This window comes from Streptomyces sp. NPDC048248, from assembly GCF_043201875.1.
GTDB lineage: Bacteria > Actinomycetota > Actinomycetes > Streptomycetales > Streptomycetaceae > Streptomyces.
On sequence record NZ_JBICZL010000013.1, the window covers coordinates 1 to 21,455 of the forward strand.

A 21,455-nucleotide genomic window follows, 5' to 3' on the forward strand; every position below is an offset into this window, starting at 1 on the left:
CCGGGCGCTTCCCTTCGGTCTTGCGTTTCCGACTCTATCAGATCCTCGCGGTCCTGATTTTCGCCGGTGCGATTCGGCCTTTCGGCTTCTTCGCGATTCCGACTCTATCAGATCCTTTTCCGTTCCCCCGATTGTCTCGGTGGGTTCGAAATGCGGTTCCGATTACGTGTCGGAGGGGTTTGCCTTTCGGCGTGGTCACTACGTTAGCTGCTTTTCCCGGCGACTCATAATCGAGTCGATGGGGTCGAATTTTGGCAACGCCAAAGAAGACCCCGGTCAGAGGGAGCGTTCGTAGTAGTTGGTTGTGCCGCCTGGCGGTCCACGCAGATAGCGCTGCCCGTCTCCAGCGGCTCGGGCCACGTTAGGCGTTTGGCCCGCCGGAGTCAAGTACCGCTGGTGGCACGGCGACGACGCGGGACGTGCGGGCGGTACGGACTGACGGTGGGGTCGCCGGCGATCCAGTAGCGCCACGGGTGGTCGGCCCCCTCGCCCCCCACGCCCGTGCGCGGACCGCTCCGTACATCGGAGGGCGCGGCGGGGCTGCCGTGCAGCACGGAGAGATGGTCGGGGTCTCCGTCGCAGAGGTCGATGCCGTTCAGGCTGCGGTCGACATCGAGAGCTGTTGCCAGGCGGGCCGGGCCCTTGGCGAGTTCGTTGGCGCTGCGGGCCTTGGGACGTCGGGCTGCGGCCAGGGGCTCGCCCGTCAGGATCTCGCCGGCGCGCAGGAGGACACCGCTCGCCTTGCCTTCGGGGCCGCAGACCAGGTTGAGGCTGAACCACATGCCGTAGATGAAATAGACGTAGGCGTGACCGGGCGGGCCGAACATGGAGGCGTTGCGCGCCGTGCGGCCCCGGTAGGCATGGGAGCCCGGGTCGGTCTCACCGTCGTACGCCTCGACCTCCGTCAGGCGGAGTTCGATCGGGCCGTCGGGGGTGTGGCGTACGAGGGTGCGCCCCAGCAGGTCGGGAGCCACGTCCACCACGGGGCGGTCGAAGAAGTCGCGGGTGAGCGGCATACGTTCCGGTACGTCGGTCATGCGCTCCGAGGGTAGTGCAGACGTATATGGGTGGGCGGCTGGTCAGCGGGGCACCGCGGTTGGGAAGGTATGGCCCGTGGAACCGGCCCGCGCCCTTTCGCGTGGGTAGGAATCAAGCCGAGATCTCGGCGAGCTACACAGAGCACAGGCGTTCCGCCTGGGGAGGACGAGCATGGGGTTCAAGAAGCTGCTGGCGAGTTTGGGAGCCGGGGGCGCGTCGGTGGAGACGGTGCTCTTCGAGGAGAACGTCGTCCCCGGTGGGGTCGTCCAGGGCGAGGTGCGGATCCAGGGCGGGTCGGTGGCCCAGCAGGTCGAGGGGCTGTCCGTCGGTCTGCAGGCGCGCGTCGAGGTCGAGAGCGGCGAGGAGGAGTACAAGCGGAACATCGAGTTCACCAAGCAGCGGCTGGGTGGCGCGTTCGAGGTGCAGGCCGGGGCGGCGCACACCGTGCCGTTCGGTCTGGAGATTCCGTGGGAGACGCCGATCACGACGTTTCTCGGCCAGCACCTGCACGGGATGGCCGTCGGTGTGACGACGGAGCTGGAGATCGCCCGTGCGGTGGACTCCGGTGACCTCGACCCGGTGAATGTGCACCCGCTGCCGGCGCAGCAGGCGATCCTCGACGCGTTCGGCCGGCTCGGGTTCCGTTTCAAGGCCGCCGACCTCGAGCAGGGGCACATCCGGGGTACGCGCCAGAAGCTGCCGTTCTACCAGGAGGTGGAGTTCTTCGCCCCGCAGCAGTACCGCGGGCTGAACCAGGTGGAGCTGTCCTTCGTCGCCGACGACCGCGAGATGGACGTCGTGCTGGAGATGGACAAGAAGCCGGGGCTGTTCACCGAGGGGACGGACTCCTTCCGTTCGTTCACGGTCGGGCTCAACGACTTCGAGGGAACCGACTGGGCCGCTTACCTCAACCAGTGGCTGGCGGAGGTCGGCGGTAAGCGGAACTGGCTCTAACCTGGGCGGACAGGTGTCAGCAAGCGACCAGGAGGTGTCGAGGTGTCCGAGCTGAAGCGGCGGCCGCTCCCGCACGATTTCCATCCGCCGGTGCCGCAGTTCACGGTGACCAGCGACGAGGTGGAGCCGGGCGGAACGCTGCGACCGGAACAGGTCCAGGCCCAGGGGAACCGTTCGCCGCATCTGCGGTGGGAGGGTGCTCCCGCGGGGACGAAGAGCTATGCCGTCACCTGCTACGACCCGGACGCGCCGACCGGCAGTGGCTTTTGGCACTGGACGCTGTTCGACATTCCGGTGTCGGTGACGGAGCTGCCTGCCGGTGCCGGGTCCGGTGACATGAAGGGGCTGCCCGAGGGCACCGTCCATGCCCGGAACGACGCCGGGACGCGGGAGTTCACCGGCGCCGCTCCGCCGCCCGGGGACGGGCCGCACCGTTATGTGTTCACCGTGTACGCGGTGGACCAGGAGAAGCTCGGCCCCGACGCCGATGCCTCGCCGGCGGCGGTGGGCTTCAACCTGCGGTTCCACACCATCGGGCGGGCGCAGCTGATCGCCGAGTTCGAGGTGCCCGCGGAGGGCTGAGCCCGCTAATTCCGTTGCGCCCCGGCGCTTCCCGCGCACAGAGTGGTACGTGGCTGACGGCCTCCATCGGGCCGTCGGGCAGTCGGTACCGCAATGGCGGGAGCGGCGGGGCGCAGGTGTGTCCCCCGCCGCTTGCCGGAGCTCGTCACTCGTGTCGGGCGTCCTCGCCGGCTGCCGTTCGCTCCGGGTCCCGCGTGTTTCACGGGGGTGGGACCCGGGGCGCACGCTTTTCCGGCGCCGGGGTCGGGTGCTCCCGCTTCAGGAGCGCGGGAACCGCGCGCGCGGGCCACTCCCTGTTCTTCTTCTGATTGCCCGTCATTTACCTTCTGGCATACGGAAATTGCGTTGTCCTGGGAATCCCTTCCACTGCACAGTGGAGCCACTTCGCCGTGGGGGCGAACGGGGTCCGGGAGGTGGGCGGGATGCGCGAGACGCTGGTGCTCAACGCGAGCTTCGAGCCGCTGTCGACGGTGTCGCTGCGGCGTGCGGTGGTGCTGGTCATGCAGGACAAGGCCGTCGTCGAGCACGCCCACCCGGGGCTTCGTATTCGGGCGGCTTCGGTGGATGTGCCGGTGCCGCGGGTGATCAGGCTCAGCAGATACGTACGGGTGCCGTTCCGAAGACAGGCGCCGTGGTCGCGGCGGGGTGTGCTGGTCCGTGACCAGCACCGGTGTGCGTACTGCGGCCGGCGGGCGACGACCGTGGACCACGTCGTGCCGCGGTCGCACGGTGGTGGGGACACCTGGCTGAATACCGTCGCCTCGTGCGCGGAGGACAATCACCGCAAGGCGGACCGTACTCCCGAGCAGGCGGGGATGCAGCTGCTGCGGCGGCCGTTCGAGCCGACGCCGGCGGACGCGATGCTGTCGGCGCTCGGGGTCTCCGTGCGGGAGGAGCTGCCGGACTGGCTGGCGCTACCGGCCTAGGGGTGCTCCCGCGCGGTGTTCTGGGCCGTCGCCCGACCGTCCTATTTCAGGAGGAGTTGGGCGATGGCGGCCAGGCCGACGGCGACGATGACGCCACGCAGGACGGTGGGGGGCAGCCGTCGGCCGACCTTCGCGCCGATCTGGCCGCCGAGGGCCGAGCCCACGGCGATGAGGACGACGGCGGGCCAGTCGAAGTCGGCGACGAAGAGGAAGAAGAGCGCCGCGACGCCGTTCACGACGACCGCGAGGACGTTCTTGAGGGCGTTGATGCGTTGCAGGTCCTCGTTGAGCAGCAGGCCCATCAGGGAGAGGTAGAGGACCCCCTGGGCGGCGCCGAAGTAGCCGCCGTAGGCGCTGGCGCACAGCAGGCCGGCGAGCAGGGCGATGCCTCCGTCGCGGTGGCCGGTGGTGCCCGTACGAGCGCGGCGGGCGCGCAGCGCGGCGGAGAGCTTGGGCTGGACGACGACCAGGACCAGGGCGACGGCGATGAGCGCGGGCACGATCGCGTCGAAGGCCTCGGACGGCAGCGCGAGCAGCAGGACCGCGCCGGTCAGGCCGCCGATGAAGGCGGTTGCGCCGAAGCGCAGGATGCGGCGGCGCTGGCCGCTGAGTTCGCGGCGGTAGCCGATGGCGCCGCTGAGCGAACCGGGCACCAGACCGAGCGTGTTGGAGACGTTGGCCGTGATGGGTGGCAGGCCGACGGCCAGCAGCACGGGGAACGTGATGAGGGTGCCGGAGCCGACGATGGTGTTGATCGTGCCGGCGCCGATTCCCGCGACGAAGACCGCGAGTGCTTCCCAGAAACTCATGCGGACTCCCCCGGGCATGATCGGAATGTGTCGCCCCGATCATGCCCCAGGAGGTTGTCCCATCAATCGATGGGGGGCGCCTCGCGGTTCGGGGAGCTGGGCTTGGGGATACTGCCGCCGCCCGCGGGGTTGAAGTTGCCGATGGCGCCGCCGAGGCCCTTGAGGGCGTCGCCGATCTCGCTCGGTACGATCCAGAGCTTGTTGGCGTCGCCTTCGGCGATCTTCGGGAGCATCTGGAGGTACTGGTAGGACAGCAGCTTCTGGTCCGGGTCCCCGGCGTGAATCGACTCGAAGACAACCCTGATGGCCTGGGCCTCGCCCTCGGCGCGCAGGGCCGCGGCCTTGGCGTCACCTTCGGCGCGCAGGATCGAGGACTGCTTCTCACCTTCCGCGGTGAGGATCTGGGACTGCCGGACACCTTCGGCCTGGAGGATGGCGGCGCGCTTGTCGCGGTCGGCGCGCATCTGCTTCTCCATCGAGTCCTGGATGGAGGTCGGCGGCTCGATGGCCTTGAGCTCGACGCGGTTGACGCGGATGCCCCACTTGCCGGTGGCCTCGTCCAGGACGCCGCGCAGCGCTGCGTTGATCTCCTCGCGGGAGGTCAACGTCCGCTCCAGGTCCATGCCACCGATGATGTTGCGCAGGGTGGTGACGGTGAGCTGCTCGATCGCCTGGATGTAGCTGGCGACTTCGTAGGTCGCGGCGCGGGCGTCCGTCACCTGGTAGTAGATGACGGTGTCGATGTTCACGACCAGGTTGTCCTGGGTGATCACCGGCTGCGGCGGGAAGGGCACGACCTGTTCGCGGAGGTCGATGCGGTTGCGGATGGAGTCGATGAACGGGACGACGATGTTCAACCCGGCATTGAGCGTACGGGTGTAGCGTCCGAAACGTTCGACGATGGCGGCGCTTGCCTGTGGGATGACCTGGATCGTCTTGATGAGTGCGATGAACACGAGCACCACCAGGATGATCAGGACGATGATGATCGGTTCCACTGCGGCTCCCGTGCCCTTCGTTGCTGGTCCGTGCCGGCCGTTCGACCGGCTTGGCGGTTGATCAGTCTTTCAGAGTCGAGGCGCGCCGCGCAGCGGGTTCAGGTCAGATGACGAGCGCCGTGGCCCCTTCGATCTCGACGACGTCGACCTGTTGGCCCGGTTCGTAGACCTGGTCGGTGTCGAGAGCGCGGGCGGACCAGACCTCACCGGCGAGCTTGATGCGGCCGCCGCCGGAGTCGACGCGTTCGAGAACCGTGGCGCTCTTGCCCTTGAGGGCGTCAACTCCCGAGGCCAGGCGCGGACTCTGGCCGCGGTGGCGGTTGGCGATGGGGCGTACGACCACGATCAACGCGACCGAAACGGCGGCGAAGACGAGGAATTGCGGGACGGTGCCGCCACCGAGGCTTGCGGTGACGGCACCGGCGACGGCACCGACCGCGAGCATCCCGAATTCGGGCATCGCGGTCACGACGAGAGGAATACCCAGCCCTACGGCGGCGATCAGCCACCACACCCATGCGTCCACGGCTTCATGGTAGATCCGCGGGACGGCCCGGGACAGAGCACGATCGGTCAGGAAAGGGGCAGCCCCTGTGCGGTCCAGCGGTCGCCGCGCTGCTCGACGATCAGCGGCAGACCGAAGCAGTGGGAGAGGTTGCTTGAGGTCAGCTCCAGGTCGAGCGGACCGGCGGCCAGCACCTTGCCCTGGCGGATCATCAGGACATGGGTGAAGCCGGGGGCGATCTCCTCGACGTGGTGCGTGACCATGATCATCGAGGGTGCGTAGGGGTCGCGGGCCAGGCGGCCCAGGCGGCGCACCAGGTCCTCGCGACCGCCGAGGTCGAGGCCAGCGGCGGGCTCGTCGAGGAGGAGCAGCTCGGGGTCGGTCATCATCGCGCGGGCGATCAGGGTGCGCTTGCGCTCGCCCTCGGAGAGGGTGCCGAACTTCCGGTCGAGGTACGCGGTCATGCCCAGGCGGTCGAGGAAGGCGCGGGCGCGCTGCTCGTCGACCTCCTCGTAGCTCTCCTGCCAGCTCGCGGTCATGCCGTAGGCGGCGGTCAGCACGGTCTGCAGGACCGTCTGGCTGCGCGGCAGCTTGTCGGCGAGGGCGATGCCGGCCATGCCGATGCGCGGGCGGAGGTCGAAGACGTCGACCTTGCCGAGCTTCTCCCCGAGGATCGAGGCCGTGCCCGTGGTCGGGTAGAGGTAGCTGGACGCGACGTTGAGGAGGGTGGTCTTGCCGGCGCCGTTCGGGCCGAGGATCACCCAGCGCTCACCCTCCTTCACCGACCAGGAGACCTGGTCCACCAGAGCCCGTCCTTCGCGGACCACGGATACGTCCACCAGCTCCAGCACATCGCTCATGAGCGCGTTGTCTCCCATTGCTTCTCGGTCGTCGCGTGCACCTGTAGGCGCAGCCCCCCAGCAAACCTACGCCACTCGTTGTCAGCGCTGTTGCCTAGGCTGGGGAGCATGCTCGATGAACCTCGTTCAGGACGGCTGGCGTCATGGGGAAATGCCCTCTTGGCCGGACTTGTCTCACCTGATGAAGCCGCGCACCGTATCGCGGACGATGACGCGGTGCACCGCGTGGAGGACCTGCCCGGGGAGACGTCGCCGGTCGGGCTGACGCTCGCGCTGGGGCGGCTGCGCGCGCTGGGGGCGGTCGGCCTGCGGGTCGCGCTGCCGGTGCCGGGGCATCCGCTGGGCCTCAGCGGGCCGCCGGCATTCAACGCGCGGGCGCTGGAGTCCGAGGAGGCGGTGCTCGCGGTGGGCGCCGGCCTTGGCCTGGTGCCGGACGTATACGAGGCCGGTCCCGAGGGCGGCAGCGGCCCCGATGTGCACGTGGAGGTGGTCTGGCACTGCCTACCGGTGCGGGAGGGACCGCCGGCGGACGTGCCGTCGCTGGGTGAGGCTGAGCGGGAGCTGGCGGAGGCGCTGCGGGAGGCGACCGAGGCGCTCTCGTCGCTGGACGTGGCCGGTTCGGGCCCCGTCGCGCAAGCGGCCCTTGAGGCGTACCGCGCGCGGTCGGAGGCCGGCCGGCAGGTGCTCGCGCCGGGGTATCCGCCGCGTGCGGTACGGGTACTGGAGCTGGCCCAGCGGGTGGGCGCGCTCATCGACATCGCGCGGCAGGCCGGCGGTGACGGGGAACACGGCGGGGCGGTGAGCGCCTCGGAGATCGCGGCCCGCGCCGAGGCGCTGCGGCCGGTGGAGCGTACGGCCCGACGGGCGCAGGTGGCGGCGTACAACGCAGCGGTGGAGGAGCGGGAGCGTCGGGGGTGAGGCAGGGCGGCTGAGGGGCCGCGGGGGCCCGGATCGGCGATCAGGGGCCGGCGGTGTCGCCGGCAGGTCGGGGGACGATGCCACGGGGATGGGGGCAGGACGCCTGAGCGGCCCCGGCGGGCCCGGTCTCGCCCCCGGCGGGCGGCGCTTCCCGCGGCGGAGGCCCTGATTGCTGACGGCGGTGGCGGAGGGGATCCGTTCGTCCGTCAGGGGATGGGCCGTAAAGGAACGAGCCGTCAGGGAGGAGGCGTCCGGAAAGAGGGCGTCAGCGTTTCGTTCCGTCAGGACTTCGGCCGGGTGGCACCTGGCCGGTGCGTCGCGCCGTCAGAAGCGTCGGCCCCGATGCGACGGCAGAGGGCAGCAACAGGCCCGGCCCCGCAGGTGGTTGCCTGCGGGGCCGGGATGCCGTTGCCTGGGAGGGAGTGCCCGTCTCAGTGGTTGAGGCAGGGGTTGCCGAAGACCGGGTTGAGGGCACCGATGACGGTGGCGGTGTTGCCACAGGCGTTCACCGGGACGTTCACGGGAACCTGGACGAGGTTGCCGGAGCCCACACCGGGGGACTTCACGGCCGTGCCCTGGGCCAGCGGCGCGCTGTGGGCGGAGGCGACACCGGCACCCGCGACGGCGAGGCCGCCCGCCATCATGGTGAGGGCCGCTACGCGCTTGATGTTCTTCACTTCTCATGCTCCTCGTTGCCGTTGCCGTGACCAGCCGTCACGACTGCACTGGGAAACGGCCGGGCCCCGAGGACGGATACGCCAAATGGGCGACGTCTACACGACAGTATGAATCTCGCACCGGAAGACGACGCTCCGCATTGATCGCCCCGTCCCCCGGTCGGGACCGGAGCAGAATCGTTTCGAGGAGTGGCTCGGCCGCCGGATCTCCGTCCGGCGGCGGCGTGTTCAGGCTCCGATGCCGTGCCGCACCGCCCACAGCGCGGCCTGGGTGCGATCGGCGAGGTCGAGCTTCATGAGGATGTTGGAGACATGTGTCTTGACCGTCTTCTCGGAGAGCACCAGTGCCCGTGCGATCTCGCGGTTGGACCGTCCGTCGGCGATCAGACCGAGCACCTCGCGCTCCCGCTCGGTCAAAGAAGTACCTCTCCCCTGGCCGGTGTTGCCCTCCTCCTGGGAGAGGAGGGCGCCGGCGACCTCGGGCTGGAGCAGCACATGCCCCGCGTGCACCGAGCGGATGGCGCCGGCCAGCGCGTCGGGGTCGACGTCCTTGTAGAGGTACCCGGCGGCGCCCGCGCGCAGGGCCGGGACGACGGTGCGCTGCTCGGTGAAGCTCGTCACGACCAACACCCGGGCGGGGTTGGTCAGTTCGCGCAGCTTCCGCAGAGCCTCGATGCCGTCCATGCCGGGCATCTTGACGTCCATCAGGACGACGTCGGGGCGCAGCTGTTCGGCGGCGGCGACGCCCTCCTCGCCGTCGGACGCCTCCCCCACCACCTCGATGTCCTCCTGGATCTCCAGGAAGGTCCGCAGTCCGCGGCGTACGACTTGGTGATCGTCGACGAGCAGGACGCGGATGGCCCGGCCGTCGCCCGGCTGCCGGTCCCGGCTCCCCCGGGCCCCGTCCGCGGGCACTCCCATGGCGCCGCCCCCTTCGATTTCAGCCACCGGGTACCTCCATCTCGACAGCGGTTCCCTTGCCGGGCACCGACTCCACGGTGAGCTTTCCACCGACTCCGCCGGCGCGGTCACGCATCGAGACCAGGCCGAGGTGACGGCCGGCCCGGCGGACCCGGCCGGTGTCGAAACCGCAGCCGTCGTCGGCGATCCGCAGCAGCGCCCCCTGGCCCTGGCGGGCGAGGCTGACGTCGACGTGCTCCGCCCCGGAGTGCCGCAGGGCGTTGTGCAGCGCCTCCTGCGCGACCCGGAGCAGTGCCTCCTCCTGGGCGGACGGCAGGGCGCGGACCCCGTGGGCCGTGAAGGTGACCCGCGCGGAGTGGGCACGGTCCAGGACCTGGGCCTGGGAGCGCAGGGTGGCGACCAGGCCGTCCTCGTCCAAGGCCGCGGGCCGCAGCTCGATGACGGCGGCGCGCAGTTCGTCGGCGGCCTCCGCGGCGAGCGCGGCGACCTGGTGCAGTTCGTCCTTGGCGCGGGCCGGGTCTCGGTCCACCAGTGCAGTGGCGGCCTGTGCGGTCAGTCGAAGGGAGAAGAGCTTCTGGGCGACCGCGTCATGCAGCTCGTGCGCGAGCCGGGCGCGCTCCCCCGCGATGGTGAGTTCGCGGCTGCGCTCGTAGAGGCGGGCGTTGGTCAGCGCGATGGCGGCGTGCTGGGCGAGTATGCCGAGCAGCCGCTCGTCGTCCTCGGTGAAGCCGCAACGGGTCCCGCGGGCGGGCCGGGGCTCGGGGCAGCGCTTGTTGGCGAGGAAGAGGGCGCCGAGGATCTCGTCGCCGTCGGCGACCGGCAGACCGAGGAAGTCGGACATGTCCGGGTGGGCGGCGGGCCAGCCGCCGAAGCGCGGGTCCTGCCGGACGTCGGCGAGGCGCTCGGGGGTGGCGTTGTGCAGCATCGCGGCGAGGATGCCGTGCTGGCGGGGCAGCGGGCCGATGGCCTTCCACTGCTCGCTGCTGACACCGTCCACCACGAACTGCGCGAAGCCGCCGTGATCGTCGGGCACGCCCAGGGCGGCGTACTCGGCGTCCAGCAGTTCGCGGGCCGAGGCGACGATCGTCTTGAGGACGTCGCGCACCTCCAGGTGCCTGCTCATCGCCAGGATCGCGGTGCTCACCGCGGGGATGCCGGCTCCCGGTCCGTTGGTCATGGCTTCACCGTACCGGCGCGCTGACCGGCCCGTATCGGACCACCGGCGCCCCCTGTCTCCGCCCACCGCCCTAGGCCCAATGCCCTGCGGCGGCCCGCCCGTCGCCCGACGCCTCCCGGGGCCCGGCGTTCCTACGGTGAGGGCGAGGGCGGGGCGAGGGCCCGGCCCGGAAAGGGGACGCGATCATGCCGGTGGCGGTCATCACGGGGGCGTCGAAGGGGTTGGGCCGGGCGCTGGCGGCGACGCTGGCCGGGCGGGGCTGGGATCTGGTGGTGGACGCCAGGTCGTCCGGGCCGCTGGAGGCGGCGGCGCGGGAGCTGCGCGCGAGCGGGGCGCGGGTGGTCGCGCTGCCCGGCGATGTGGCGGACGGCGGGCACCGGCGGGAGCTCGTGGCCGCGGCCCACGGGCTGGGCGGGCTCGATCTGCTGGTGAACAACGCGAGCGCCCTAGGGGCGGCTCCGCTGGTGCGCCTGGCGGAGCATCCGCTGACAGGACTGCGGGACGCCTTGGAAGTGAATGTCGTCGCGCCCCTGGGGCTGGTGCAAGAGGCTCTGCCGCTGCTGCGGAAATCCCGGTTCGGCTCTCCTCCCTCAGGGAGCGCGGTCGATGATGATTCGTCCCCCTATATAGGGACAGAAAGTGATGGGCATATAGGGACAGGTGGGGCTCTTCTTCACATCAGTTCGGATGCGGCCGTCGAGGCGTACGCGACGTGGGGTGGCTACGGAGCCTCCAAGGCGGCACTCGACCAGCTGTCGGCGGTGCTGGCGGAGGAGGAGCCGGGGCTGCGGGTGTGGTGGGTGGACCCGGGCGATATGCGCACCGATCTGTACGCGGCTGCCGTCCCCACCGACGACGACTCCGGGCGGCCGCTGCCGGAGACCGTCGTTCCTGCCCTCCTGGACCTGCTGGACCGCCGGGCGGCGTCCGGACGGTACCGGGCGACGGACCTGGCGGCGGACCTGCCCGCCGGGCCGGCGGCACCCGCGGATGCGTCGCAGGCCGCACCGGAGCGCGCACGATGATCGCGGACGTGTTGCGTGTCCCGGAGGAGCTGTCCGCCCGGGTCCCGGCGGAGCAGCGGGGTCCCGGCCTCGACCGCGACGCCGTACGGCTGATGGTGAGCCGGGGCACGGAGGAGGTCGGGCATCACCCCTTCGGTGAGCTGCCGCAACTGCTGGCGGCCGGGGACGTGCTGGTGGTGAACACCTCCCCGACGCTGTCGGCCGCGGTCGACGGCCGGATCGGGGACGGCCGGGGGCGCGGCGAGCCGGTGGTGGTGCACTTCTCGACGCGGGCGGACCGCAGACATCCGGCGGGCCGCGCCGTGGCCGGCTGCTGGGCGGTGGAACTGCGCAGACCGGACGGGCGGGGGAGCACCCGACCGCGGGCGGGCGGCCCCGCCGGCAGAGTGGTGCGACTGCCGGGCGGGGCGCGGCTGACCCTTGAGGCGCCGGTGGACCCCGGGAGCGTACGGCTGTGGTGGGCGCGGGTGGCGGGCGGAACGGCCCCGGAGCTGATGCGCCGGTACGGCCGACCGATCCGGTACGGCTACACCGACCGGGACCAGCCACCGTCCGCCTACCGGACGGTGTTCGCGACGGACTCCGGCGACAGCGGCAGCGCCGAGATGCCGAGCGCGGCCCGACCCTTCACGGCGTCGCTGGTGGCGAGGCTGGTGAGCGCGGGCGTGCAGTTCGCGCCGATCTCGCTGCACACGGGCGTGGCGTCGGCGGAAGCCTTCGAGCCGCCGTATCCGGAGCGGTTCGCGGTGCCGCCCGCCACCGCCTGGCTGGTGAACGCGGTGCGCGCCGGGCGGGCAGGGCGCGGCCCCGGTTCAGGCGGGCGGATCGTGGCGGTGGGGACGACGGCGGTGCGGGCACTGGAGTCGGCCGTGGGGCAGGACGGGCGGGTGCGTGCGACGGACGGCTGGACGGATCTCGTGGTGACGCCGGAGCGCGGCGTGCGGGTGGTGGACGGGCTGCTCACCGGGCTGCACGAGCCCACGGCCTCGCATCTGCTGATGCTGGAGGCGGTGGCGTCGGCGATGGCGGACGGGGATGCGCTGCGGCGCGCGTACGCGGCGGCGGTGGAGCGCCGCTACCTGTGGCACGAATTCGGGGATCTCCACCTGCTGCTGCCGTCCTGAAGCTCGCGCCCCCCTGCGCGCCGTCCGGCGCGCAGGGACCGCCATGGACGCTCGCACTGACGGTCTCCATTCGCGCCACGCCTCTACTACATGGACGCGTACTACGCGGACGAGTCGACAGGCGTCGCGGTCGGTCATGCTGCTGACCGCGCGCCCCGCGTCGGGCCTGACGGCGGCGATATACGCGCTACACCGGGGCACTTGCTCCAGGAGCCGTTGAGAGCGACTCGTCAAAGAGTTCGCTTTCGCGGTGTTTTGGAGTGATTGACCGATGTCGCATCCGAACTGTCCCATTTGGTCCGAAAGCCTCTTGACTTCGCCGCGATGTCGGCACGACATACACCGGCTGTGCGTTCGCAATTACACCCAGCGAGACAAACCCCTCTTCACTGTGACGCCGCGCATAGGACGCACGTCACTTACGACCCGGCTTAGTGGCCTTGTAAAGGTGCCGTGAGCTGGGATGCGACCAGCTGCGACGCAATTGGCGAGCCCCTGGTTCCACTAACCCGGATCGTATGTCACACCTTTGCCCGGGCAATTTCCGGCCGCTAAGAATGGCTCCCGTCGCTCGGCGCCGTATCGAAATCGGCGTTCTTCGCCACCACGGCCCTCGCGACGGTCCCCCATTGGAAGAGGTCGACTCCGCCATGCCGAAGCACGCTGTTTCTGGATTTTCCCGCCTCAAGCGGACCCATAAGCTTTCCGTCGTAGGCATCGCAGCGGCCGGTGCCGCCGCTCTGGCCTTCTCGGTCGTCCCGGGCGCCGACGCCGAACAGGGCGAGCCCAAGGCCGCCACCCAGAACGTGAAGCCGGTTGCCTTCAGCGCGGTCGACACCGCCGCCAAGAAGCAGCAGGACACGATCACCAAGCAGGCCGACGACTCCGCCGCGCAGGGCAGGGCCGAGGCGGCCGCCGCCAAGAAGAAGGCCGAGGCGGAGGCCAAGGCGAAGGCGGAGGCCAAGGCCAAGGCGGACGCGAAGGCCAAGGCGGAGAAGGAGCGCAAGGAGCAGCAGGCCGCGAGCCGGTCCGCCGAGCGCGCCGCTCCGGCCCCGAAGCCGGCCCCCAAGACCTACGCCGACAACCTGGACGGCTGGATCCGGGAGTCGCTGGACATCATGGCGAAGAAGGGCATCCCCGGCACATACGAGGGCATCCACCGGAACATCATCCGGGAGTCGGGCGGCGACCCGAAGGCCATCAACAACTGGGACATCAACGCCCAGAACGGCGTCCCGTCCAAGGGTCTGCTGCAGGTGATCCAGCCGACCTTCGAGGCGTACCACGTCGACGGCACCTCGTGGGACCTCTACGACCCGGTCGCCAACATCACCGCCGCCTGCAACTACGCGGCCGACATGTACGGTTCGATGGACAACGTGAACTCGGCCTACTGAGCAGCCGTTCCACGCAACCACACCGCCGAGGGGCGGCACCCGGTTCCGGGTGCCGCCCCTCGGGCGTGACTGCGGGACGCGCTACTTGCGCATGACCTCCGGCTCGTGGCGGCGCAGCAGCCGCGCCACGACGAAGGCGAGCGCGACGCCCAGACCGATCAAGATGATCATGTCCATGACGTAGACGCCGGTCTGGTGCTTCCACAGCGGGTCGGGGTTGCCCGCCTCCCACGGCAGCAGCGTGTTCATGTCGGCGGTCGCGCCCATCGCCGCGACGGCCCAGCGCGAGGGCATCAGCCAGGAGAACTGCCCGACGCCCACGGTGTCGAAGAGCTGGAAGAGCACGCCCGTGAAGACGACCTGGACGATGGCGAACATGACCAGCAGCGGCATGGTCTTCTCGGCCGTCTTGACCAGCGCCGAGATGATCAGGCCGAACATCATCGAGGTGAAGCCGAGCGCGATGATCGCCAGCGCCATCTCGACGGCCGGCGCGCCCTCCAGCAGCAGGCCCTCGGTGGGCAGCTTGCGGGGCGAGAACCCGATGGCCGCGATGATCACGCCCTGGAAGGCCGTGACCACACCGAGCACGATCACCTTGGACATCAGATACGCCGACCGCGACAGGCCGGTGGCCCGTTCGCGCTCGTAGATGACCCGCTCCTTGATCAGCTCACGGACGGAGTTGGCCGCGCCCGAGAAGCACATGCCCACCGCGAGGATCAGCATGATCGTGCTCGCGTCGCGGTTGGTCCTGTTCTTGTTGAGCGGCCCGTACCCGAGGCCGTAGTCGCTGGGGATCAGGATCGAGACCACGCCGAGCACCGCCGGCAGGATCACCATCAGACCCAGGAAGCCACGGTCGGAGGCGAGCACCGAGACGTAGCGACGCATCAGCGTCCACAGCTGCGAGCCCCAGCTCTGGGACTTCTGCATCCGGGCCGGCGGCGGCTGGATCGTCACCGACTGCGGGGCGACGGCGTCGATGTCCGCGGCGTACATCTGGTAGTGCGGCGAGCCGCGCCAGCGGCCCATCCAGTCGTAGTCCCGGTAGTTCTCGAAGGCCGAGAAGACATCCGCCCAGGTGTCGTACTGGAAGAAGTTCAGCGCTTCCTCGGGCGGGCCGAAGTAGGCCACGCCACCGCCCGGCGCCATCACCAGCAGCTTGTCGCAGATGGCGAGTTCGGCCACCGAGTGGGTGACGACCAGGACCGTGCGGCCGTCGTCTGCGAGGCCGCGCAGCAGCTGCATGACATCGCGGTCCATGCCCGGGTCGAGGCCGGAGGTGGGCTCGTCGAGGAAGATCAGCGAGGGCTTGGTCAGCAGCTCAAGGGCCACCGAGACGCGCTTGCGCTGGCCACCGGAGAGCGAGGTGACCTTCTTGTCCTTATGGATGTCGAGCTTCAGCTCGCGCAGCACCTCGTCGATCCGCGCCTCACGCTCGGACTCCGCGGTGTCCCCGGGGAACCGCAGCTTGGCGGCGTACTTGAGGGCCTTGGCGACGGTCAGTTCCTTGTGCAGGATGTCGTCCTGCGGAACCAGACCGATGCGCTGGCGCAGCTCGGCGAACTGCTTGTAGAGGTTGCGGTTGTCGTAGAGGACATCGCCCTGGTTGGCGGGGCGGTAGCCGGTCAGCGCCTTGAGCAGTGTCGACTTGCCGGAACCGGACGGGCCGATGACCGCGATCAGCGACTTCTCCGGGACGCCGAAGGAGACGTCCTTGAGGATCTGCTTGCCGCCGTCGACGGTGACGGTCAGGTGGCGGGCGGAGAAGGAGACCTCGCCGGTGTCGACGAACTCCTCCAGCCGGTCGCCGACCAGCCGGAAGGTGGAGTGACCGACACCGATGATGTCGTTCGGGCCGATCAGTGCCGTGCCGGACTTGGCGACCGGCTGACCGTTGACGTACGTGCCGTTGTGGCTGCCGAGGTCGCGGATCTCGAAGCGGCCGTCGGGCGTGGCCCGGAACTCCGCGTGGTTGCGGGAGACCTGGAGGTCGGAGACGACCAGCTCGTTCTCCAGCGCACGGCCGATGCGCATCACACGGCCGGTGTCGAGGCGGTGGAAGGTGGTCGGGCTGCGGTCACCGGCCGGCCGCTGCGCGGGCGCGGCCGCCTGCGGAGGCTGCTGGGCCTGCTGCGGCGGGATGTACGGCGGCTGCGCCTGCGGTGGGGCCTGCCAGTTCTGCTGGACCGGCGGCTGGTGGACCGGCGGCTGGTGGTGCGGCGGCTGGTGGTGCGGCGGCTGGTGCGCGGGCGGCGCCTGCCAGCCCTGCGCGCCCTGCTGCTGCGGCGCCATCGCGGGCTGCGCGTTGTAGGCGTCGGCGACCGGAGCGGCCGACAGGCTCACCCGGGGACCGTCGGTGGCGTTGCCCAGGTGCACGACCGAGCCGGGGCCGATCTCCAGCTGGTGGATCCGCTGTCCCTGGACGTATGTGCCGTTGGTGCTGCCGTGATCTTCGATGATCCAGCCGCGGCCGGCCCACCGCACGGTGGCGTGCCGCCAGGAAACCCTGGCGTCGTCGAGCACCATGTCGCCCTGCGGATCGCGGCCCACGTTGTAGGACCGGGACGGATCGAGCGTCCAGGTCCTTCCGTTCAATTCGAGTACGAGTTCAGGCACTCCATGCCCCATTACATAGTCCCCCGAGTGACGCCCTGTATGGGAAGTCTAGGGATGGCGAACATCGTGGGGAACTATTTCAGGCTCGGCCCTCGGACCGGTAACCGGGAGAGGAGCGGGGCTCGGGGTGCACTTGTCGTGATGCGCCAAACTCCCCCGGAGAGCGGGAAGTAGGAGCGGATACGGAGATTTCCGTGGAACAGGTGCATTACGGAAGGGCGCTGACCTGACAGTGCGTCGGCGGCCCTTTCCGCCGCGACACCCGGAGCCGCGTCGATCGCGCCCGCCCCGTCCATCGGCTCCGCTTTGAGCTGGCTTTTCTCCCGGGACGGGGGAGACGGGACGGCCGGCTTCTCTCCACTGCGTGGCAGAGGCTGCCGGCTTGCGGCCCTCGGCGAGCGCGGAGGAGGCGGTGCCGGCCGCGTCTCGACGCGCACAGGACGACCGTGAGGCAGCACCCTCGCCACAACGGCCAAAACGGCCCAAAACACCCTTGACATCACCGTCACGCATACGGATCGGAGAGAGCCTCGGAGGCCGCGAGGGGCACCATCGGGCCCGGATCGGCCCCTTCGCGCGTGCCACTGGTGCATCGAACTCCCTTGGAACACAAGGGAGTTGGATTCACCGCTCGCTACATCGACCGGCCCGGCCGGCGGCCCGGACACGACTCGATAACGATCAGCAAGGGCTGTCCGCGCCCCGGAGCCGCGGGCGCACCACGGGCAGACGGCGGAACGCGCTGGTCCGAACCACGGACACCTGTACGGTCGGGCTCTCCGGCCGGATACCGTAAGGGCACCATGAGCGCATCGCAGATTCCGCCTGCCACCGCCGTACCGGGCGATGACGTACCGACCCTTCTCGTCAAGATCTTCGGGAAGGACCGGCCCGGCATCACCGCAGGTCTCTTCGACACCCTCGCCGCCTACTCCGTCGATGTCGTGGACATCGAACAGGTCGTGACCCGAGGGCGCATCGTGCTGTGCGCGCTGGTCACGGCCCCCTCCCCGGCCGAGGGCGCCTCCGGCTCGTCCGAGGGCGACCTCCGGGCCACCGTGCACAGCTGGGCCGAGTCGCTGAACCTCCAGGCCGAGATCATCTCCGGCCGGGGCGACAACCGTCCGCGCGGCACCGGCCGCTCGCATGTCACCGTGCTGGGCCACCCGCTGACCGCCGAGTCGACGGCCGCCATCGCCGCCGCCATAACGTCCACGGGCGGCAATATCGACCGTATTTTCCGTCTTGCGAAGTATCCGGTGACGGCCGTGGAATTCGCGGTGTCGGGTGCGGCCACGGACGCGCTGCGCTCGGTGCTGGCACCCGAGGCCGCGATGCTCGGGGTGGACATCGCCGTCGTCGCGGCCGGGCTCCAGCGCCGGGCCCAGCGGCTGGTGGTCATGGACGTCGACTCGACGCTCATCCAGGACGAGGTCATCGAGCTGTTCGCGGCGCACGCCGGCTGCGAGGCCGAGGTCGCCGAGGTCACCGCCGCCGCGATGCGCGGTGAGCTGGACTTCGAGCAGTCGCTGCACGCCAGGGTCGCGCTGCTCGGCGGGCTCGACGCCTCCGTCGTGGAGTCCGTGCGCAAGGAGGTGCGGCTCACCCCGGGTGCCCGCACCCTCGTACGGACCCTCAAGCGGCTCGGCTACCAAGTCGGAGTGGTATCGGGTGGCTTCACCCAGGTCACCGACGCCCTCCAGGAGGAGCTCGGTCTCGACTTCGCCTCCGCCAACACCCTGGAGATCGTCGACGGCAAGCTCACCGGCCGGGTGACCGGCGACATCGTCGACCGGGCGGGCAAGGCGCGTCTGCTGCGCAGCTTCGCCCAGCAGGCCGGGGTGCCGCTCGCGCAGACCGTCGCGATCGGCGACGGCGCCAATGACCTCGACATGCTCAACACGGCGGGCCTCGGCGTCGCCTTCAACGCCAAGCCGGTGGTGCGCGAGGCGGCGCACACCGCGGTGAACGTGCCGTTCCTGGACACCGTGCTCTACCTGCTGGGCATCACCCGCGAAGAGGTCGAGGCCGCGGACACCCACCTCGGCTGAGGCCGCACCGCTCCCCCGCGCGCCGACAGGTCGCCGCGACGGGAGACCGCGGCAGAAACGGGAAGACCGCGCCACGTACGGCAAGGGCTCCGGCGCGCGCCGGAGCCCTTGTCGTATGTGCTGCGGCCATCAGCGGACCGGACGGTGACCCGGCCCATCGGCGGCGACGGTGGTTCGGGGCCTCACTCGTGAGGCGGCAGGTAGGCGACGAGGCGGCCGACGCCGTGCTCGACGGTCTTCCACGAGCCGTTGAAGGTGATCACGGCCATCGCCGCGGTCGGGAAGCCACCGCGGTTCATGCGCGCCAGGAGGTCGTCGTCGGCCTCGCCGGCGAGCGCGTCCGCGAGGGCGTGAACCCCCGGGTTGTGGCCGACGACCAGCAGGTCGTGCACGTCGTCGGAGGTCTCGTTCAGCAGGGCGATGAGCTCGCCGAGCGAGGCTTCGTAGAGCCGCTCCTCATACACCGTCTTGGGGCGGTGCGCGAGCTCGGTCACGAAGAGCTTCCAGGTCTCACGGGTGCGGGTGGCCGTCGAGCACAACGTCAGGTCGGGGGTGATCCCGGCTCCGGCCAGCCGGCGACCGGCGGCCGGGGCGTCCTGACGGCCGCGATCGGCGAGCGGACGCTCGTGGTCGGAACTGTCCGACCATTCGGCCTTGGCGTGTCGGAGGAGGACAATCCGGCGGGGTGTATCGGCGCTCATGAGTCCCAGCTTCGCACGAAAGGCGGCGCGGGGCGCGGGGTGTTGAAGGGCTCCCCCCGGCAGGGTGACGACCGTGCACCAGCGGTCAGGGGGATCCGAGGCTGACGACCCTGGCAAGGAATTCCAGCAGCGGCGCCAGGCCGTCCCGGGCGCTCGCCGCGGTCGCCGGGGAGGAGCTCGCCATGAGCACCAGCAGGACGGCGAACGAGGCGACCGGCAAGGCCAGGGCCCACCACGGCAGCGGTATCCGCAGGCCCCGGATCCTCGGTGGGGACGGCCGGCGGAACGCGGCGGACATGGAATCGCCTCCGTGGCGATCGAAGGGCTGCGCGGCCGCGGGGCCGCGGGCGCCCACCGCTGCGGTGCGGTGTACTTCGAAGCTACGGATCTTGGGCGGGCGTTCCTACCCGGGAAGCCACCCAGTTTCCCCTGAGCCCGGCCCCCTAGGGGATGGTGGGGAAAACCCCACCCACGGGCCCCGGGAGGGCCGTCACGGGGCTCCGTCCACGGCCGCCGCTCCCGGCGGCTCCGTCCCTGAGCCGGCCGCAGCGGCTGCGGCCGGCTCAGGGCGCCGCGATACTCGCGATGATCGCGACGACGACGGTCACGCCGAGCATGGCGCCCAGCACGAGGAGCAGCTTCTTCTGGCCGCCCTGCGGATTCGGTTCGAGCACTGGCATGCGCCCAGTCTCCCACTCAGGTCTCGTCCTCGATGCGGCGGTCCCGCCCGGCCAGCACACCGACCGCGATCTGCGGCACCATGAGCCCGGCCATCAACGCGATCGGCAGGCCCCAGCCGCCGCTGTGCTGGTAGAGCGTGCCGACCAGCAGCGGCCCCGGGATGGAGATCAGGTAGCCGACGCACTGCGCGAAGGCCGAGAGCTTCACGACGCCCGCGGAGCTGCTCGACCGCATCCCGATCATCGTCAGGGCCAGCGGGAAGGCACAGTTCGATATGCCCATCAGCAGCGCCCAGACCCAGGCGCCGGCGGAGGGGGCCAGCCACAGACCGGCGTAACCGGCCAGGCCGCAGACGCCGAGCACCACGGCGAGCGGCCCCTGGTGCCGCATCCGGGAGGCCAGCCGCGGCAGCACGAACGAGAGCGGCACGCCCATCGCCATGGTGACCGCGAGCAGCACGCCCGCGGTGCCCGCCGAGACCCCGGCGTCGCGGAAGATCTGCGGCATCCAGCCCATCGTGATGTAGGCAGCGGTGGCCTGCAGGCCGAAGAAGACGGCCAGCGCCCAGGCGGTCGGCGAGGAAGTGATCCGTACGGAGGGTTCAGCGGAGGGCGTCGCGCTTCCCGTGGACGTCCCGGCCGAGGTCCCGCGCTGCCGGACCACCGCGAGCCAGGGCAGCACCGCGACGGCGGCGAGCGCCGCCCACACCGCGAGGCCGGTACGCCAACTTCCGCCCAGCGCGGCCGTCATAGGGACGGTGAGCGCTGCGGCGAGCGAGGTGCCCAGGGCCAGGGCCATGGAGTACAGGCCGGTCATCGAGCCGACCCGGTCCGGGAACCAGGTCTTGATGACGACCGGCATGAGGACGTTGCTGACGGCTATGCCGGCCAGGGCGAGCGCGCTGGCGACGAGGAAGCCGACGGTGCCGCCGGCGAACGGCCGCACCGCGACCCCCACCGCGATCGCGACCATACCGACGCAGACGATGGCGCCTGGGCCCCAGCGCCTGGCCAGCCGAGGGGCGGCGAGGCCGAAGGCGGCGAAGCACAGGGCCGGCACGGAGGTCAGCAGACCGGCGACCGTGCCGGACATGCCCAGACCGACCCGGACCTCCTCCAGGAGCGCGCCGAGGCTGGTGATGGCGGGCCGGAGGTTGAGCGCGGCGAGGACCAGGCCGGCGATCAGGATCCCCGGCAGCCAGCGGGCGGCCCTGGAGGCGGCGCGGCCGCCGTCCGGTACGGCTTCACGGGTCGCCGGCTGCGGCTGCGCGGAGCCGTCTGCCGAGCGGGGTGCGGGGGTGGTCCTGGACTCGGCCGCCGGGCCGAGGGTCGCGAGGTCTTCGTCTGCCATGCGCACCATCATAGAATCATGGGATGAATGTGTGTCCACTCGCTGTCGATAGCCTCTGCTGTCCCGGACGGCGCCACGGGCGACCGGCAGCTCCGCCCGGGACACGCGCCGCCCACCGCCCACCGCACCCCTCCGGAGC

The 21,455-nt window shown here is 70.6% G+C and carries 21 protein-coding genes; 8 read left to right on the forward strand and 13 right to left on the reverse strand.

Annotated features, from left to right (window positions below):
* Nucleotides 1-383: 383 nt before the first annotated feature.
* A complete protein-coding gene (locus ACGFZW_RS27115; RefSeq protein WP_393895842.1) occupies nt 384-1,037 on the reverse strand; it encodes a DNA-3-methyladenine glycosylase in 654 nt (217 codons plus the stop codon).
* A gap of 172 nt (nt 1,038-1,209) precedes the next feature.
* Between ACGFZW_RS27115 and ACGFZW_RS27120 the strand changes: the two genes are divergently transcribed.
* The 3 genes from ACGFZW_RS27120 to ACGFZW_RS27130 all read left to right on the forward strand — a co-directional run bounded on the left by ACGFZW_RS27120 (nt 1,210) and on the right by ACGFZW_RS27130 (nt 3,500).
* Nucleotides 1,210-1,992, forward strand: coding sequence for a sporulation protein (locus ACGFZW_RS27120; protein WP_393895843.1), 783 nt, complete (start codon nt 1,210-1,212; stop codon nt 1,990-1,992).
* Nucleotides 1,993-2,034: 42 nt separating this feature from the next.
* On the forward strand, nt 2,035-2,574 hold the full coding sequence (locus tag ACGFZW_RS27125; protein WP_393895844.1) for a YbhB/YbcL family Raf kinase inhibitor-like protein: 540 nt from the start codon (nt 2,035-2,037) through the stop codon (nt 2,572-2,574).
* Between the two features lie 422 nt (nt 2,575-2,996).
* Complete coding sequence (locus ACGFZW_RS27130) at nt 2,997-3,500, forward strand: HNH endonuclease (protein ID WP_393895845.1); 504 nt, start codon at nt 2,997-2,999, stop codon at nt 3,498-3,500.
* A gap of 41 nt (nt 3,501-3,541) precedes the next feature.
* Here ACGFZW_RS27130 and ACGFZW_RS27135 read toward each other — a convergent pair whose 3' ends face one another.
* From ACGFZW_RS27135 to ACGFZW_RS27150, 4 genes are all read right to left on the reverse strand, one after another.
* Entirely contained in the window at nt 3,542-4,309 is a 768-nt protein-coding gene (locus ACGFZW_RS27135) for a sulfite exporter TauE/SafE family protein (RefSeq protein ID WP_393895846.1), read from the reverse strand.
* A gap of 62 nt (nt 4,310-4,371) precedes the next feature.
* A complete protein-coding gene (locus tag ACGFZW_RS27140) occupies nt 4,372-5,307 on the reverse strand; it encodes an SPFH domain-containing protein (RefSeq protein WP_393895847.1) in 936 nt (311 codons plus the stop codon).
* A 103-nt stretch (nt 5,308-5,410) separates the two neighbouring features.
* A complete protein-coding gene (locus ACGFZW_RS27145; RefSeq protein WP_393896036.1) occupies nt 5,411-5,821 on the reverse strand; it encodes an NfeD family protein in 411 nt (136 codons plus the stop codon).
* A gap of 59 nt (nt 5,822-5,880) precedes the next feature.
* On the reverse strand, nt 5,881-6,690 hold the full coding sequence (locus ACGFZW_RS27150; RefSeq protein WP_393895848.1) for an ABC transporter ATP-binding protein: 810 nt from the start codon (nt 6,688-6,690) through the stop codon (nt 5,881-5,883).
* Between the two features lie 90 nt (nt 6,691-6,780).
* Here ACGFZW_RS27150 and ACGFZW_RS27155 point away from each other — a divergent pair, with 90 nt between their 5' ends.
* Nucleotides 6,781-7,590: a hypothetical protein gene (locus ACGFZW_RS27155; protein WP_393895849.1), complete on the forward strand. Its 810-nt coding sequence runs from the start codon at nt 6,781-6,783 to the stop codon at nt 7,588-7,590.
* 431 nt (nt 7,591-8,021) lie between these two features.
* Here ACGFZW_RS27155 and ACGFZW_RS27160 read toward each other — a convergent pair whose 3' ends face one another.
* The 3 genes from ACGFZW_RS27160 to ACGFZW_RS27170 form a co-directional block, all read right to left on the reverse strand.
* Entirely contained in the window at nt 8,022-8,267 is a 246-nt protein-coding gene (locus ACGFZW_RS27160; RefSeq protein WP_393895850.1) for a chaplin, read from the reverse strand.
* A 228-nt stretch (nt 8,268-8,495) separates the two neighbouring features.
* A complete protein-coding gene (locus ACGFZW_RS27165) occupies nt 8,496-9,188 on the reverse strand; it encodes a response regulator (protein WP_393896037.1) in 693 nt (230 codons plus the stop codon).
* A gap of 19 nt (nt 9,189-9,207) precedes the next feature.
* Nucleotides 9,208-10,365 (reverse strand): GAF domain-containing protein, encoded by a 1,158-nt coding sequence (locus ACGFZW_RS27170; protein WP_393895851.1) that lies wholly within the window; start codon nt 10,363-10,365, stop codon nt 9,208-9,210.
* 185 nt (nt 10,366-10,550) lie between these two features.
* Here ACGFZW_RS27170 and ACGFZW_RS27175 point away from each other — a divergent pair, with 185 nt between their 5' ends.
* The 3 genes from ACGFZW_RS27175 (at nt 10,551) to ACGFZW_RS27185 (ending at nt 13,911) form a co-directional block, all read left to right on the forward strand.
* Nucleotides 10,551-11,390 carry an SDR family NAD(P)-dependent oxidoreductase gene (locus ACGFZW_RS27175; RefSeq protein WP_393895852.1) on the forward strand — a complete coding sequence of 280 codons (840 nt, stop codon included), beginning with the start codon at nt 10,551-10,553 and terminating at the stop codon, nt 11,388-11,390.
* Nucleotides 11,387-12,514, forward strand: a complete 1,128-nt coding sequence (locus ACGFZW_RS27180) for an S-adenosylmethionine:tRNA ribosyltransferase-isomerase (protein ID WP_393895853.1) — start codon at nt 11,387-11,389, stop codon at nt 12,512-12,514. Before ACGFZW_RS27175 ends, ACGFZW_RS27180 begins: the two co-directional genes overlap by 4 nt.
* Before the next feature lie 650 nt (nt 12,515-13,164).
* On the forward strand, nt 13,165-13,911 hold the full coding sequence (locus ACGFZW_RS27185; protein ID WP_393895854.1) for a transglycosylase SLT domain-containing protein: 747 nt from the start codon (nt 13,165-13,167) through the stop codon (nt 13,909-13,911).
* A gap of 81 nt (nt 13,912-13,992) precedes the next feature.
* Here ACGFZW_RS27185 and ACGFZW_RS27190 read toward each other — a convergent pair whose 3' ends face one another.
* The gene (locus ACGFZW_RS27190; protein WP_393895855.1) at nt 13,993-16,545 is read right to left on the reverse strand and encodes an FHA domain-containing protein; all 2,553 of its coding nucleotides are present in this window, start codon (nt 16,543-16,545) and stop codon (nt 13,993-13,995) included.
* 791 nt (nt 16,546-17,336) lie between these two features.
* Between ACGFZW_RS27190 and serB the strand changes: the two genes are divergently transcribed.
* Entirely contained in the window at nt 17,337-18,584 is a 1,248-nt protein-coding gene (gene serB, locus ACGFZW_RS27195) for a phosphoserine phosphatase SerB (RefSeq protein WP_393895856.1), read from the forward strand.
* A gap of 182 nt (nt 18,585-18,766) precedes the next feature.
* On the opposite strand, the gene ACGFZW_RS27200 is transcribed toward serB, so the two are convergent.
* From ACGFZW_RS27200 to ACGFZW_RS27215, 4 genes are all read right to left on the reverse strand, one after another.
* Nucleotides 18,767-19,285, reverse strand: a complete 519-nt coding sequence (locus tag ACGFZW_RS27200; protein ID WP_393895857.1) for a SixA phosphatase family protein — start codon at nt 19,283-19,285, stop codon at nt 18,767-18,769.
* An 85-nt stretch (nt 19,286-19,370) separates the two neighbouring features.
* Entirely contained in the window at nt 19,371-19,583 is a 213-nt protein-coding gene (locus ACGFZW_RS27205; protein WP_393895858.1) for a hypothetical protein, read from the reverse strand.
* Between the two features lie 265 nt (nt 19,584-19,848).
* Nucleotides 19,849-19,965 (reverse strand): SGM_5486 family transporter-associated protein, encoded by a 117-nt coding sequence (locus tag ACGFZW_RS27210; RefSeq protein ID WP_283113144.1) that lies wholly within the window; start codon nt 19,963-19,965, stop codon nt 19,849-19,851.
* Between the two features lie 16 nt (nt 19,966-19,981).
* Complete coding sequence (locus ACGFZW_RS27215) at nt 19,982-21,316, reverse strand: CynX/NimT family MFS transporter (protein WP_393895859.1); 1,335 nt, start codon at nt 21,314-21,316, stop codon at nt 19,982-19,984.
* Nucleotides 21,317-21,455: the final 139 nt, after the last annotated feature.